General features: G+C 71.9%; 14 protein-coding genes and 1 other RNA gene. 8 read left to right on the forward strand and 7 right to left on the reverse strand.

The window, feature by feature from the left end; genetic code table 11:
• Window positions 1–338: 338 nt before the first annotated feature.
• The 3 genes from ABZ354_RS04070 to ABZ354_RS04080 are packed head-to-tail and all read left to right on the forward strand — an operon-like array spanning window position 339 to window position 3204.
• The gene (locus ABZ354_RS04070) at window positions 339–1202 is read left to right on the forward strand and encodes a Nif3-like dinuclear metal center hexameric protein (RefSeq protein ID WP_358652685.1); all 864 of its coding nucleotides are present in this window, start codon (window positions 339–341) and stop codon (window positions 1200–1202) included.
• Window positions 1199–1942: a C4-type zinc ribbon domain-containing protein gene (locus ABZ354_RS04075; protein ID WP_358653143.1), complete on the forward strand. Its 744-nt coding sequence runs from the start codon at window positions 1199–1201 to the stop codon at window positions 1940–1942. The genes ABZ354_RS04070 and ABZ354_RS04075 overlap by 4 nt, the downstream gene beginning before the upstream one ends.
• Before the next feature lie 35 nt (window positions 1943–1977).
• Entirely contained in the window at window positions 1978–3204 is a 1227-nt protein-coding gene (locus ABZ354_RS04080; RefSeq protein WP_358652687.1) for a bifunctional RNase H/acid phosphatase, read from the forward strand.
• A 10-nt stretch (window positions 3205–3214) separates the two neighbouring features.
• Here ABZ354_RS04080 and ABZ354_RS04085 read toward each other — a convergent pair whose 3' ends face one another.
• Window positions 3215–3874 (reverse strand): bifunctional 4-hydroxy-2-oxoglutarate aldolase/2-dehydro-3-deoxy-phosphogluconate aldolase, encoded by a 660-nt coding sequence (locus tag ABZ354_RS04085; protein WP_358652689.1) that lies wholly within the window; start codon window positions 3872–3874, stop codon window positions 3215–3217.
• Between the two features lie 111 nt (window positions 3875–3985).
• Window positions 3986–4768: a peroxide stress protein YaaA gene (gene yaaA / locus ABZ354_RS04090; protein ID WP_358652691.1), complete on the reverse strand. Its 783-nt coding sequence runs from the start codon at window positions 4766–4768 to the stop codon at window positions 3986–3988.
• A 90-nt stretch (window positions 4769–4858) separates the two neighbouring features.
• Here yaaA and rnpB point away from each other — a divergent pair.
• The 3 genes from rnpB to ABZ354_RS04105 all read left to right on the forward strand — a co-directional run bounded on the left by rnpB (window position 4859) and on the right by ABZ354_RS04105 (window position 6935).
• Window positions 4859–5261: RNase P RNA component class A (gene rnpB / locus ABZ354_RS04095), an RNA gene on the forward strand.
• Window positions 5262–5610: 349 nt separating this feature from the next.
• Window positions 5611–6294, forward strand: coding sequence for a DUF4142 domain-containing protein (locus ABZ354_RS04100; protein ID WP_358652693.1), 684 nt, complete (start codon window positions 5611–5613; stop codon window positions 6292–6294).
• The gene (locus tag ABZ354_RS04105) at window positions 6291–6935 is read left to right on the forward strand and encodes a class F sortase (protein WP_358652694.1); all 645 of its coding nucleotides are present in this window, start codon (window positions 6291–6293) and stop codon (window positions 6933–6935) included. Before ABZ354_RS04100 ends, ABZ354_RS04105 begins: the two co-directional genes overlap by 4 nt.
• Window positions 6936–7141: 206 nt before the next feature.
• On the opposite strand, the gene ABZ354_RS04110 is transcribed toward ABZ354_RS04105, so the two are convergent.
• From ABZ354_RS04110 to ABZ354_RS04120, 3 genes are all read right to left on the reverse strand, one after another.
• Window positions 7142–8971, reverse strand: coding sequence for a serine/threonine-protein kinase (locus tag ABZ354_RS04110; RefSeq protein ID WP_358652696.1), 1830 nt, complete (start codon window positions 8969–8971; stop codon window positions 7142–7144).
• A gap of 152 nt (window positions 8972–9123) precedes the next feature.
• Entirely contained in the window at window positions 9124–9324 is a 201-nt protein-coding gene (locus ABZ354_RS04115; protein WP_358652698.1) for a DUF397 domain-containing protein, read from the reverse strand.
• Window positions 9321–10190, reverse strand: coding sequence for a helix-turn-helix transcriptional regulator (locus ABZ354_RS04120; RefSeq protein ID WP_358652700.1), 870 nt, complete (start codon window positions 10188–10190; stop codon window positions 9321–9323). The genes ABZ354_RS04115 and ABZ354_RS04120 overlap by 4 nt, the downstream gene beginning before the upstream one ends.
• Window positions 10191–10336: 146 nt before the next feature.
• On the opposite strand from ABZ354_RS04120, the gene ABZ354_RS04125 reads away from it, so the two are divergent.
• Window positions 10337–10870, forward strand: coding sequence for an ATP-binding protein (locus ABZ354_RS04125; RefSeq protein WP_358652702.1), 534 nt, complete (start codon window positions 10337–10339; stop codon window positions 10868–10870).
• A gap of 94 nt (window positions 10871–10964) precedes the next feature.
• Complete coding sequence (locus ABZ354_RS04130) at window positions 10965–11696, forward strand: hypothetical protein (RefSeq protein ID WP_358652704.1); 732 nt, start codon at window positions 10965–10967, stop codon at window positions 11694–11696.
• Between the two features lie 442 nt (window positions 11697–12138).
• Here the strand turns inward: ABZ354_RS04130 and ABZ354_RS04135 are convergent, their stop codons facing one another.
• Together ABZ354_RS04135 and ABZ354_RS04140 are read right to left on the reverse strand one after the other, a co-directional pair.
• Window positions 12139–13188, reverse strand: coding sequence for an LLM class flavin-dependent oxidoreductase (locus ABZ354_RS04135; RefSeq protein WP_358652706.1), 1050 nt, complete (start codon window positions 13186–13188; stop codon window positions 12139–12141).
• 80 nt (window positions 13189–13268) lie between these two features.
• Window positions 13269–13649 (reverse strand): MazG-like family protein, encoded by a 381-nt coding sequence (locus ABZ354_RS04140; protein ID WP_358653145.1) that lies wholly within the window; start codon window positions 13647–13649, stop codon window positions 13269–13271.
• Window positions 13650–13767: the final 118 nt, after the last annotated feature.

Below are 13767 nucleotides of genomic sequence, written 5' to 3' on the forward strand. Positions count from 1 at the left end.
TGCGCGCTTCGCCCTTACGAGTGGTGCAGAAGCGATTCTGCTGAGCGGGTCCGCCCAGGTGTGCCGGCGGACGTGCGGGGACGGCGGTACGAGCCCGCGGCAACGGTGGGGACGTACCGGCGGGGGCGGCGGTACGCGTCCGCCGCGACGAGGGGGCCTGGCGACCGGGGGCGGCGGTGCACCCCGTGGGGCGGGGCGGGTGGTTCTGGAGCGGCGGTGCACCCCGTGGGGCGGGGCGGGTGGTTCCGGGGCGGGGGTGTGCGGCGCGGGGAACGGATGTACGCACGTCTCACGGACGGCAGTGCGGCTCCGGGGAGGCCGGCAGGTAGCCTTGCCACGTGCCCCGTCTGTCTGAAGTCATCGCCGCGCTGGAGAAGCTGTGGCCCGCCGAGCGGGCCGAGTCCTGGGACGCGGTCGGCACGGTCGTGGGCGAACCGGGCCAGGGCGTCTCCCGGGTGCTGTTCGCGGTCGATCCCGTGCAGGAGATCGTCGACGAGGCCGTGAAGCTGGGCGCCGACCTGCTCGTCACCCACCATCCGCTCTATCTGCGCGGGACGACGACGGTCGCGGCCTCCACCTTCAAGGGCCGCGTCGTGCACACCCTCATCAAGAACGACATCGCGCTGCACGTCGCCCACACCAACGCCGACACCGCCGACCCGGGTGTCTCCGACGCGCTCGCGGGCGCGCTCGGCCTCAGGGTCGTACGCCCCCTCGTACCGGACGCCACCGACCCCGAGGGGCGTCGCGGCCTCGGCCGGGTCTGCGAGCTCGACCACCCGCTCACCGTCCGCGAGTTCGCCGCCCGCGCCGCCGAGCGGCTGCCCGCCACCGCGCAGGGCATCCGGGTCGCCGGCGACCCGGGGGCGACCGTCCGCACGGTCGCCGTCAGCGGCGGCTCCGGCGACAGCCTCTTCGACCACGTGCGCGCGGCGGGCGCCGACGCCTTCCTCACCGCGGACCTGCGCCACCACCCCGTGTCCGAGGCCCGCGCCCACAGCCCTCTCGCGCTGCTCGACGCGGCGCACTGGGCCACCGAATGGCCCTGGTGCGAGCTGGCGGCAGCCCAGCTCGACGAGATCTCCGACCGGGAGGGATGGGACCTCAGGGTCCACGTCTCGAAGACGGTCACCGACCCCTGGACCGCCCACGCGGCGTCCACCACGACCCCTACCTCTAACGCACAGGGAGCCCCCAACTGAACGCCGCGCCCGCCGACCAGATCCGACTCCTCGACGTTCAGGACTTCGACGTCCGTCTGCAGCAGCTCGCCCACAGGCGCCGGTCCCTGCCCGAGCACGCCGAGCTGGAGTCGCTGACCAAGGACCTCACGCAGCTGCGCGACCTGCTGGTGGCCGCGCAGACCGAGGAGAGCGACTGCGCCCGCGAACAGACCAAGGCCGAGCAGGACGTGGACCAGGTGCGCCAGCGCGCCGCCCGCGACCAGAAGCGACTGGACTCCGGGGCGGTCAGCTCCCCGAAGGACCTGGAGAACCTCCAGCGCGAGATCGCGTCCCTCGCCAAGCGGCAGGGCGACCTGGAGGACGTCGTCCTGGAGGTCATGGAGCGCCGCGAGTCCGCGCAGGAGCGGGTCGCCGAGCTGACCGAACGGGTCTCCTCCGTCCAGTCGAAGATCGACGCCGCCACCGCGCGCCGTGACGCCTCGTTCGACGAGATCGACGGCGAGACCGCCTCCGTCACCAAGGAGCGCGAGGTCGTCGCGGGCTCCGTCCCGGCCGACCTCCTCAAGCTCTACGAGAAGCTCCGCGAGCAGCAGGGCGGCGTCGGCGCGGCGAAGCTCTACGCCCGCACCTGCCAGGGCTGCCGCCAGGAGCTCGCCATCACCGAGCTCAGCGAGATCCGCTCGGCGGCGCCCGACACGGTGGTGCGCTGCGAGAACTGCCGCCGCATCCTGGTGCGTACGGCCGAGTCGGGCCTGTAGGGCACGGGACCGGGCGGACTGCGGGGGCGTACGCGGTGCGGGAGTCGCGCAAGTTCATCGTCGAGGCCGACGGCGGGTCGCGGGGCAACCCGGGGCCCGCGGGCTACGGCTGTGTGGTCCTCGACGCGGAGACGGGCCAGACCCTGGTCGAGGTGGCCGAGTACCTGGGCGTCGTCACGAACAACGTCGCCGAGTACCGGGGCCTGCTGGCGGGCCTGCGCGCCGCCCACGACCTGGACCCGTCCGCCACGGTCCGCGTCCGGATGGACTCCAAGCTGGTCGTGGAGCAGATGTCGGGCCGCTGGAAGATCAAGCATCCCGACATGAAGCCCCTCGCGGCTCAGGCGGTACGGGTCTTCCCGCCCGGCCGCGTCACCTACGAGTGGATCCCGCGCGAGCAGAACAAGCACGCGGACCGGCTGGCCAACGAGGCGATGGACGGCGGCGCCGAGGCGGGCGCGTACGGGGTGCACCGCACGGCGGCGGATTTGGCGGGAGCGGGAGCGACGGCGCCGGACGACACCGCCGGCACAAGGACCGCCGGGGACGCCGAGGCCGCCGACACCCGGGCGGCCGGGGCCGTTGCCCGGGCTGTGGTCGCCGCCCCCGGCTGGGGGCCGCCCGACATGGGTGCCCCCGCCACCTTCGTCCTGCTGCGGCACGGCGAGACCCCTCTCACCCCCCAGAAGCGCTTCTCCGGCAGCGGCGGACGGGGCGGCTCCGACCCGTCCCTGTCCGACGCGGGCCGGGAGCAGGCGCGGAAGACGGCCGCGGCGCTGGCCCGGCGCGGCACGATCCAGGCGGTCGTGTCCTCACCCCTCGCCCGGACCCGGGAGACCGCGCGGATCGTGGCCGACCGTCTCGGCCTGGAGGTCGCCGTCGAGGAGGGCCTGCGCGAGACGGACTTCGGCGTCTGGGAAGGGCTCACCTTCACCGAGGTCCGCGAGCGCCACCCGGACGACCTGAACGCCTGGCTGGCCGACCCCGACGCCGAACCGACCGGCGGCGGGGAGAGCTTCACCGCGACCGCGGCCCGGGTCGCGGCGGCACGGGACGAGCTGGTCGCCGCGTACCCGGGCCGCACGGTGCTGCTGGTCTCGCACGTCACGCCGATCAAGACGCTCGTACGCCTCGCCCTGGGCGCCCCGCCCGAGTCGCTGTTCCGCATGGAGCTGTCGGCGGCGTCGCTGTCGGCGGTGGCGTACTACGCGGACGGCAACGCCAGCGTCCGCCTCTTCAACGACACCTCACACCTGCGCTGAGCGCCCCGCCTCAGCGCTGTCCGAGCCCGGCGGCGTCGCGGGCCAGTGCCGTCACGCGCCCCCAGTCCCGGGCGGCCATCGCGTCCGCCGGAAGCATCCAACTGCCGCCCACGCACGCGACGTTGGGCAGCTCCAGGTATGCGGGGGCGGAGTCCGGTCCGATGCCGCCGGTCGGGCAGAACCGGGCCTGCGGCAGGGGCCCGGCGAGCGCCTTCAGGTACGCGGTGCCGCCCGCGGCCCCGGCCGGGAAGAACTTCATCTCCCGCACCCCGCGCTCCAGCAGCGCCACCACCTCGGACGTGGTCGACACCCCCGGCAGGAACGGCACGCCGGACGCCCGCATCGACTCCAGCAGCACGTCCGTCCAGCCGGGGCTCACGAGGAAGCGGGCCCCCGCCGCCCGCGCGTCGGCGACCTGGCCGGGCGTGAGGACGGTGCCCGCTCCCACCACCGCGTCCGGCACCGCCCCGGCGATGGCCCGGATCGCGTCGAGCGCGGCGGGCGTCCGCAGCGTCACCTCGATCGCGGGCAGCCCGCCCGCCACGAGCGCCCGCGCGAGGGGTACGGCGTCGGCGGCGTCCTCGATGACGACGACGGGCACGACGGGAGCGAGGTCCAGCACGGACCCGGTTCCGGGCAGGGCTGCGGCGGATGACGAGGAGGAGTCCATGCCGTCATCCTGTCGAGGGTGGGCACTCTGCGCAAAGGTCATTGCGGACTGTGCAACGTGACTGCCCGCAGGGGAGGGGCGGCACGGCAGTGGGCCGGTGACCCGGCTGGCTCAATGGACCTCGTCCACCAGCACATCCAGCGCCCACGCCTGCCCGGCCTTCCCCGGAGCCTGGGCCTCCACCACGTACCCCAGGTCCCGCAGGGCCGCCACCAGCTCCGCCGGGTCTTGGGGCGCGGCACCGTTTGCGAGCAGGCTCCGCACGATCCGGCCCTTCGTCGCCTTGTTGAAGTGGCTGACGACCTTCCGCGTCGGCGCGTGCAGGACCCGTACCGTCGCCGTGCGCCCGGCGATCCCGCCCCTCGGCTTCCAGGCGGCGGCGTACGCGGCCGACCGCAGGTCCAGGACCAGCCCGCTCCCGGCCACGGCGGGCAGCGCCTCGGCCATCGCGGTACGCCAGTGCCCGCCCAGCGCGCCGAGGCCGGGCAGTCGCACGCCCATCGAGCAGCGGTAGGACGGAATCCGGTCCGTCACGCGCACCGCGCCCCACAGCCCCGAGAACACCAGCAGCGAACGCCCGGCCCGCCGCTTGGCCGCCGTGTCGAGCGAGGCCAGGTCCAGGGCGTCGTACAGCACGCCCGTGTAGATCTCCCCGGCCGGGCGGGCGGCGGCCGTACGCAGCCCGGCGTTCCTGGCGACCTCGCCCCGCAGTCCCTCGCTCAGCCCCAGCACCTCGCGGGCCTTGTCCTCGTCGGCCGCGCACAGCTCGACCAGCTCCTCCAGCACGGCCTCGCGGGCCGCGGTGAGCTCCGGCAGGGACAGCGTTTCCAGCTTCAGCGGGGTACCGCGGCCGAAGGACGCCTTGCCTTCCGAGGGAGGCAGCAGGACCAGCACGGCAGGATCTCCTTCTCTCGAACTGCGGACAGCGTACGGCGACGGGCCGGCCGCCCCTCCGCGGGCCGGTAGCATGGGCGGCACGGCAGACGAGCCGGGCGGGCGGCCGCGTGGAATCCCCGACGGGGTTCCCCGAGGAACGTCCGGGCTCCACAGGGCAGGGTGGTGGCCAACAGCCACCCGGGGTGACCCGCGGGACAGTGCCACAGAAAACAGACCGCCGGGGACCTCGGTCCTCGGTAAGGGTGAAACGGTGGTGTAAGAGACCACCAGTGCCCAGGGTGACCTGGGCAGCTAGGTAAACCCCACCCGGAGCAAGGTCAAGAAGGAAACACCCCGGTGTTTCTGCGCGGACGATCGAGGGCGGCCCGCCCGAGTCCGCGGGTAGACCGCACGAGGCCGACGGCAACGTCGGTCCTAGATGGATGGCCGTCGCCGGGGGCTCCGCGAGGAACCCCCGGAACAGAACCCGGCGTACAGCCCGACTCGTCTGCCGCTCGCGTCACTGACCTGCAGCGACACCCTCATCTTCTACGGGAATACGCGCGCTGGGGAGAATCTGGGGCCGCCGGGAGCTCGTCCCGGCCCGCAGTCGCAGACGCCCCCCACTCGCCGGGCGCGGCCGGCCCCGTGCTCCCCGGCTTCGGCGTGAAGTGGACGCAGGTCCGCCGCGTTCTCGTCCAGGGTGCTGACGGGTCGGTGACGGCCACCGGAGTGAAAACGGTCGATCTGGTGTGATTTCCGGCGTGTCGTGCGGGATCCATCTGTGCTGGGTGCTAGAGAAGCGCCTTCTTGTCTGTTCCGTCCAGCGACGACTGCGGTGGGCGGGAAGGGAGCACATCGTGAGAGCTATCCGGATGACGTCGATAGCCGCCCTCGTCGTGGCTGTCTCCGTGACCTCTGTGGCACCGTCGGTGGCCGCGCCGGTCAGTGACCAGGACGCCATGTTCGTGAAGGCCGTGCACCAGGGGAACCTCGCGGAGATCGCCGCCGGGCAAGACGCGCAGGAGAACGCCACGACCTCGTGCGTGCGGAGGGTCGGTGCGGTCCTCGTACGCGACCACGGCAAGCTGGACGCGGACGTGAAGACGCTGGCCCGCAAACTCGACCTCACGCTGCCCGCCGGACCGACCCGGGAACAGGAGCAGGAACTGGCCGCCGTGCGGGCCAAGGCCGGCAGTCCGGCGTACGACGCGGCATGGCTCAAAACCCAGGACGCCGCGCACACCAAGACCCTGGCCATGATCGACCATGAGCTGCGGACCGGTCGGAACGCCGAGGTCAAGGCAGCCGCCCGGGCCGCGCGGCCGGTGGTGGCGATGCACCTGGACATGGTGCGAGGAGGCACCTGTCACGACGTCAGGGAACCGGCAACGGTCAAGGCCGGGAGCGGTGGACAGTTCGCCGCCGCCTCGGACGCGTCGCTGACTGCCGGTGCCGTCGGCCTGGCGGGCGGCGGCATTCTCGCCGGCCTCGGGGCCGCATGGCTGATCCGCGGTCGACGGCGCTCGGCTCAGGACCGTTGACCTACAGAGCGCAGCACCAGGGGCGGCCGCGCGGTCACACGGTCGCGGCCGTCCTGTGCGCGCTGGGCACGCTGGCGATGGCCTTCGGAGCGGCGGTACTCGTCGGCCCCCGGTACACAGGGGGCGCGGGCCCGGTGCGTCCGGCCGCGGCGTCCGCCGGCACACCGGCCGACGGGCAGGGGCCGACTGTCCCGGAGGAGGTGCGCGGGCCGGGCTTTCGGGCCCGGCTCGTTCCGGTCGCCGCGAGAGGCGACGGTGCGCTGGACCTTCCGGACGATGCGCGCAGCGGCGCCTGGTGGGCGCTGGGTGCGCCGGCCGGAGCCGAACGGGGCACCGTTCTCGTCGCCGGTCATGTCGACACCCGGCGCGCGGGGCTCGGAGTGTTCGCGGCCCTGCACGGCCTGCGGGTGGGCGCGAAAATCGACCTGATCGGCGCGAACGGCCGCGCCTACCGCTATGTGATCACCGCCCGCCGTACCTACCCCCGGCAGTCCCTCCCGCCCGGCCTGTTCAGCCGTGCCGGCCCCCACCGGCTCGCGCTGGTGACCTGTACCGGGGTGTACGACGGGACGACCGGCGGATACGACCGCAACCTCGTGCTGTACGCCGCCCCCGCCCGCCGGCACGGCGCGATGGCATAGCGGGCGACCGCCATGCTCGCCGACGCCGACGGAGACCCTGTCCCCGCTGTTCCGGACTCGGCGGCCGGAGCGTCCTGCCCCAGGCGGGCGCCCAGGGTGGCGGCGAAGTCCTCGGCGCGGGCCGGCTGGACCCGCACCACTCGTCTGCCCGAGGGGCTTCCTGGCGTACGGGGTGCGTCCCGCGGCCGGGGTTGCCTGCGCCGACGTCAGTCCACGTTCCCGCAGGGGCTGTCGGGCGGGTTCACGTGTGGCAGGAGGGCCTCGAGGTTCTTCTTGTACAGGGCCACCCAGCTCGCCGCGTTGTCGGCCGGGCGTGCCACGACCTTCTCCAGCGCCTCGCACACCCTCGGAGCCAGCGTGGAGTTACCTTTCGCCAGGGCGACTCCGTACTCCTGGACGGGGCCGAAGGGCGACAGGACCTTCGTGGATTCCGCGTGCCGGGCGTGGAGGCCCTGCAGAATGACCTCGTCGGTGATGACCCCGTAGATGGGCGTGTCCTCGTCGAGCAGTGCCTCCACGCACAGGTCGTAGCTCCGGCGGGTCTTCATGTGCTCCGCGAGTTTGTTCTCCTTCAGCCAGGTCGCGTACGTCCCCGATCCGCTCGCCGTGCACACGTGTGTGGTGGCCGGGTCGGCTTCCTGCAGCTCTCCGAGGTCGTTGAACGTGCGCTGCGCCTTACTGCGGACCAGGACGGCGCCGAGGGTGCTGAAGTAGTGGCCGGCGAAGGTTACGGACCGCTCGTTCACGTCGTTGATGCTGTACGTGGCCAGTTCGAGTTCCGCGTGCCCGTTGACGTCCTGCCGGAGCTTGTCCGCCCGGTTCTGTGAGGTGACCGGGACGAACTCGAAACCGGTCCCCTCCTTCCCGAAGCCGAGTTCCCGCGCGATCTGCCTCGCCAGGTCGGGTTCGAACCCCTCGTATCTGCCGCCCTTCAGTTCGCTCAGCCCCGGCTGGTCCTCCTTCACCCCGATCTGCAGGACGCCGTCGCCCCCGGCGAGTTGCTTCCGGACCTCCTCGGCGGACGGCTTCGGCGGCTTCTGCGAGGTCCGCCCAGACCCGCCGGTGTCCTCCAGCTGCATCCACGTCAGCACCCCGGCAGCGACAGCGAGCGCGGTACACAGGGCGATGAGCGGCGCCTTCCAGCGCCGCACGCCGGAGGGCGTCCGCGCGGCGTTGCCGATGTCGGCAGCGATGTCCCCGGCGCCCTCGGCGACGGCCCGCAGCACCCGCTCGGCCTCGCCCGCGTCGGGCCGCCGCTCCGGGTCCTTCTCCAGCAGCCGCCCGGTCAGCCCGGCCAGCGGCCCGGCGAACCGCATGGGCGGCACCGGTGCCTCCCGCACGGCGATGAGGGTCTCGAACTCCGTGCCGGCGAAGGGCCGCCTGCCTTCGATCATCTCGTACAGCGTGATCCCCAGCGACCACAGGTCGGACGCGGGCGATGCGGGCGCCACCGCCCCCGGGACCGGTCTGAGGAGCTCCGGGGCCAGGTAGGCGAGGGAGCCGACCACTTCATGGGAGCGGGTGACGCGGGTGGCGTCGCCGACGACGGCGATGCCGAAGTCCATCAGGAGGGCGTGCCCGTCGGGCCGGTACAGGATGTTCGACGGCTTGACGTCGCGGTGCAGCACGTCGGCGGCGTGCGCGGCGCGCAGGCCGCGCAGCACCTGCAAGGCGATCCGGGCGGCGTGCGGCACGGACAACTGGCGCTGCTCGCGCAGCAGGTCGGCGACCGTGCGGGAGTCGAACAGCTCCATCACGATCCAGATGCGGTCGCCGTCCTCGATGACGTCGTGGGCGGCGACCACGTTCTCGTGCCGGACCTTGGCCAGGGCGCGGGCCTCGTGACGGGCCCGGCGCACCCAGCGGTTCTGCTCCTCGGAGCCGTCGGCGGGCCGCAGCAGGAGTCCCTTGACCGCGACCCGCCGGTCCAGGGACACGTCGTGAGCCTCCCAGACCACGCCCATGCCCCCGCGCCCGAGCTCGCGCTCCAGCCGGTACCGGCCCGCGATCACGGCGCCCGTCCCCTCGCTGCTCATGCAACCCCCAGAAGTCACGGTAGGGAGAGCAACATTAGAGCCTCACCGGCCGCCTCGAACGGGCGTGGCATCCAGCCGTACGCGAGAGCCCCGCCGGTTCTGGGAGGAACCGGCGGGGCTCTCGCGTACGTGTGAATCTCAGACGCGCTGTTCTACGCGGCCGATTGGATGAATCCGGCCCACGTTGTACGTGACACCGTGAGGACGGGCCCGGCGGTTGTCTTGGAGTCGCGGACGTGTACAGCGGCCGTGCTGGTGGCGACCTCTACGCAGTCACCGCCTTCGGCTCCGCTGTAGCTGCTCTTGAACCAGGCGAGGCCGGATGCGACGGTCGAGGACTCAGCGTTGCTCATAGCGATCGCAACAACCCTTCGATGAAATCCAGCGACTCTCGCGGACTGAGAGCCTGCGATCGGATAATCCCATAACGGGCGGCGACGAGGGTCGCCCGATCCGGGTCTGTCTGAAGAGTGCTGCTTCCCTGCGCCTCGGCGTAGACGAACTTCTTGCCGCCCTTCTGTGTGACGACCGTGAACGGCCCGTCCACACCTGCGCTCTCCTCGCGCCGGAGCGGCATGACCTGGATCTCGACGTTCCGTTTCTCGCCGATCAAGAGCAGGTGCTCCAATTGGCCTCGCAGCACGGCCTTGCCGCCGTACCAGCGGTGCAGCACCGACTCATCCATCACGAAGCTCAACAGCGGTGTGGGTCGCCGGTCGAAGATGTCCTGCCTGGACAGTCGGGCCGCCACCCGTTGCTCGATGGTCTCTTGGTCCAGGGGAGGGCGACGCATTCCCAGCAGTGCCCTCATGTACTCCTCGGTCTGGAGGAGGCCTTTGACGACGAGGGTGTCGTACGACAGGAGTTCAACAGCCTCCTTCTCCAGCACGGCCATCCCCTGAAAGAACACCGGATACTGCGCCCGCTCCACCTGTTCCTTCCACAGGCGCAGCAGGCCGTCCGCCCCGAGGATCTCGTCCGCCCGGTCGATCGTCCGGGGTGAGGGGATCCGCCGCCCCTGCTCGTACGACGCGACGGTCGCGGCCGAGTATCCGAGCCGCATCCCGAACTCCGCCCGGTCCAGGCCGGCCCGTACCCGCAGCGTTTTCAGGCTCTGCCCGAACGCCGCGACGACCCCCTGCCCGGCCTTGTCCGCCGCGTGGCCCCCGGCGCCCTCGTCACTCGTCCACTCGTCGTCCACGTTCACCTGCTCAGTCATCGAGCACCGCCTCCCTCCGGCCAACGCCCCACCGGGGACGCCGTTACGCCGCGCACCGCGTACACCCCCGGACCCACCGCGTACACCCGGCCGCGTCAGTGCGTCACCCCTGGTCACGCTACGCGACCGACGTCATCGTCGTCGGCATGACGAAGAACCCCGCAGGCCCCACACGCACCACGCAAGTCAGCGTCCTGCACGCCCACTTGATCGCCACCGCCGAGGAAGCCGGGCACACCTTCGAGATGCGGTTCACGTCCTCCCCGCGAGGGGCACGCCTCGCCCGCCGTCTGGCCGCCGAACGCCTCGACCGCTGGGGCGTCCCGTACGGCACCCGGGCGCACGACGACGTCACGCTGATCGTCGCCGAGCTGGCCGCGAACGCCGTCCGGCACGGACACGTCCCGGGCCGCGACTTCCGGCTCCGCCTGCACGTCGTCCCCGAGGGGCGCGAGGGGCACGAGGGCCACGAACGGGCCGTACGCGTCGAGGTCACCGACACCCGCACCGAACGCCTCCCGCGGCTCCCGAGCCGCCCCGCCGCCGACGCGCGGCGCGGTACCGAGGAGGGAGGCCGCGGCCTCTTCCTCGTGGCGCACCTGGCAGCCCGCTGCGGCTGGCACCCGCGCTCGGACGGGCCGGGCAAGACGGTCTGGGCGGAGTACGTATCCCTCTCCTGAACCCGGGCCGCGCCCCGCGGTCCGGATCTTCGAAAAGCGTGTGCACGTGTTCGACCCGCTGCGTTAGGTTCCTCCTGTTCACAAGGGGGACCACGTGCCGAAGCTCAATCAGATCATCGCTGTCGAAAAGGGTGTCAAGAGCAAGTCCGTCCAGGACGTCGCCGCCGCGCACACCAGGGTGCAGAAGCCGGCGCTGCTGGCCGGTATCTCGCGGACCTACCAGCCGAAGGACGAGGAGGGCGAGCAGTTGCCGCCCGAGTCGACCCGGGTGCAGGTGAAGGCCGAAGAGGTACTGCGGGAGATGGGCGCGTCGCTGACCCGGCTGTTCGACGTCACCGCCACCAAGGACTGGGCGAACTGCGCGGCCCGTGCCGACGTCGTCGTCGACGGGCGCACCGTCGTCGCCGACGTCCCCGTGAGCTACCTGCTGTTCCTGGAGAAGCAGCTCACCGACCTGCACGCCTTCGTCAAGAAGCTGCCCGTGCTCGACGCCGCCGAGTCGTGGTCCCTCGACGCGTCCACGGACTGGTGGAAGACCGACCCGGTCCGCACGATCCGTACGAAGAAGGTGCCGCGCAACCACGTCAAGGCCGAGGCGACCGACAAGCACCCGGCGCAGGTCGACGTGTACTACGAGGACGTGCCCATCGGATACTGGACCACGGTCAAGTTCTCCGGGGCGCTTCCCGCGCGGCGTGTCAACGAGCTTCTGGAGCGTGTCGAGAAGCTCCAGCAGGCCGTGAAGTTCGCCCGCGAGGAGGCCAACGGCGCCGAGGTCACCGACCGGCGCGTCGGCGACGCGGTCTTCGGCTACCTGTTCGGCTGACCCGGCGACAGGGGCGGCCCGCGCCGGGCAGCCCCACGCCACACCCCACCATCGCCCCCGCGTGCGAGCGCGGGGGTGCGCGACAGGCGCGGGCCGGATTGAGGCCGGTCCCGCGTCATGAGCGCATGCTGACACTGAAGTTCAGCCTGAAGGAACGGCCCCGGCCACCAGGTCGGGCCGTATCAGTCTCAGACTCTCGCTCCAGTCTCAGCATTGCCGCCGATCGCCGGTCCGACCGGGGACGGACGAACGCCGTCGGATGCGAGTTCGACTCTCGCCTGCGCCTCTCACGCGGCGCGGTAGTTCAAAGGAAGAACACGACGGCATGATGACTGATCCGTCCTCTTAAAAGCCGCCGGCGTACGCAATTGGGCGGCCCCCAGGGGCCCGGGAGCTGGATACCGCTCCCGGGCTCCACCAAGCGCCGCCGATCAGGACCGGGTCACGCGAACGCCGGCATGATCCGCTGGTTGATCAGCCTCAGCTGCGTGTTCACGTCCGCCGCGCCGGTGAGGTCACGGCCGGTGAACGACTTCACCAGCGAGCGGTCCGTGATCGCGCAGATCATGTGGTTCACCCCGCTGGGCGCGATGTCCCGCTGGATCTTCTCCAGGCATTCTTCCGGCGTCCCCGCGATGGACAGCCGCTCGGCGACCTCCGGCGAGGTCAGCTCGATGCCGCGGGCCAGATCGCCGGCCGCGATCGCCTCGATCACCGGCTTGAGCTCGGCCGGGTCCACGCCGTTGCGGCGCAGCTGCTCCTCCGGCATGGAGGAGGCGTAGATGCCGACCATGCTGCGCGCCGCGTCCTTGGCGACCGCCGAGTCCGGGCCGGTCGCGAAGACCACCCAGGCCCCGATGTCCAGCGACCGCCAGTCCTTGCCGGCGCGTTCGGCGCCCGCCCGGATGTGCTCGACGGCGTAGTCGTACGCCTCGCGGGTGTAGCTCAGGGCGTGGTGGCAGCCGTCCGACAACTCGCCCGCCGCCTCGAAGGACTTCGGGCCGCGCATCGCGCCCAGCTTGAGCGGCAGCCGCTCCTGCACCGGCCGGGCGAACGTGAACAGGCCGTCGTACGAGAAGAACTCACCCTCGTGCGTGATGGCGCCCTCGTCCAGGAACGTGCGCATCACGTGCAGCGCTTCCTTGACGCGGGACAGCGGCTTGGTGCGCGCCCAGTCGATGCGGTACTGGGCGAGGAGGCCGAAGTTTCCGCTGGACAGGACGCCCTCGGCCCGTCCGGCGGTCAGTTCGTCCAGCGTGGCGAGGGCCTGCGCGATCAGGGTGGGCTCGCGCAGGGTCACCGGGGACACGCTCGGGCCGAGACGGATCCGGCTGGTCTGCCCGGCGGCCGCCGCGAACAGCAGCCACAGGTCCTTGTGCCAGGTCTCGTCAGCGGCGTAACAGGCGTGGAAGCCGAGCTCGTCGGCCAGTCTGATGGACTCCAGGGACTCTCCCAGGGGGTAGTCGGGGAGCATGGCGTAGCTGAACTTCACGGGCGCCGCCTTCCGATGGGCCAGAGCATGCGGTCAGTGGTGTCGGGCTGTACCACCTCCGAGCATGTGAGCCGTCACCGTCAGTTGTCCAGTGATTCCACCGTGTGGCCGGAAGGCACGTGTACCGAAGGGGCTGGGGAGCCCGGAGAGCCGGAAGAGCCGGCGGAGCCCGAGGAAAGGGATCGGGCCCGGACCCTGGCCAGGTGATGGGTGAACACCTCGCGCGCCTCGGGAGTGAGCGTGCGCAGCGCCACCAGCGCCGCGAAGATCACGTCGCACAGTTCCGCCTGTACGTCGTCCCACGTGTGCGTCACGCCCTTGCGCGGGTTCTGGCCGGTCGCGCCGATCACCGCCTGGGCGACCTCGCCGACCTCCTCCGACAGCTTCAGCATCCGCAGGAGCAGTCCCTCGCGGCCGTCGTGCGCCCGGTGGGCGTCCATCCAGGCAAGCAACTCGTCCATCGTGTCCCACAGGTCGAGCTCACCGGTGGGGGAGGACGCCGTGGAGGGGGTGGGCGCGTGGGCGGGCGCGGGGATCGTCCGCGTGGTGATGGTGTGGTGATCGGTCATGTACGTGAGC

The sequence above is a fragment of the Streptomyces sp. NPDC005925 genome, assembly GCF_040638805.1.
Lineage (GTDB): Bacteria > Actinomycetota > Actinomycetes > Streptomycetales > Streptomycetaceae > Streptomyces.

Bases quoted from the DNA above. Each gene is read 5' to 3' on its own strand.
- ABZ354_RS04125 (WP_358652702.1), top strand. From the start codon at position 10,337: ATGACGAAGAACCCCGCAGGCCCCACACGCACCACGCAAGTCAGCGTC.
- ABZ354_RS04110 (WP_358652696.1), bottom strand. From the start codon at position 8,971: ATGAGCAGCGAGGGGACGGGCGCCGTGATCGCGGGCCGGTACCGGCTG.
- ABZ354_RS04140 (WP_358653145.1), bottom strand. From the start codon at position 13,649: ATGGACGAGTTGCTTGCCTGGATGGACGCCCACCGGGCGCACGACGGC.
- ABZ354_RS04085 (WP_358652689.1), bottom strand. From the start codon at position 3,874: ATGGACTCCTCCTCGTCATCCGCCGCAGCCCTGCCCGGAACCGGGTCC.
- ABZ354_RS04115 (WP_358652698.1), bottom strand. From the start codon at position 9,324: ATGAGCAACGCTGAGTCCTCGACCGTCGCATCCGGCCTCGCCTGGTTC.
- ABZ354_RS04120 (WP_358652700.1), bottom strand. From the start codon at position 10,190: ATGACTGAGCAGGTGAACGTGGACGACGAGTGGACGAGTGACGAGGGC.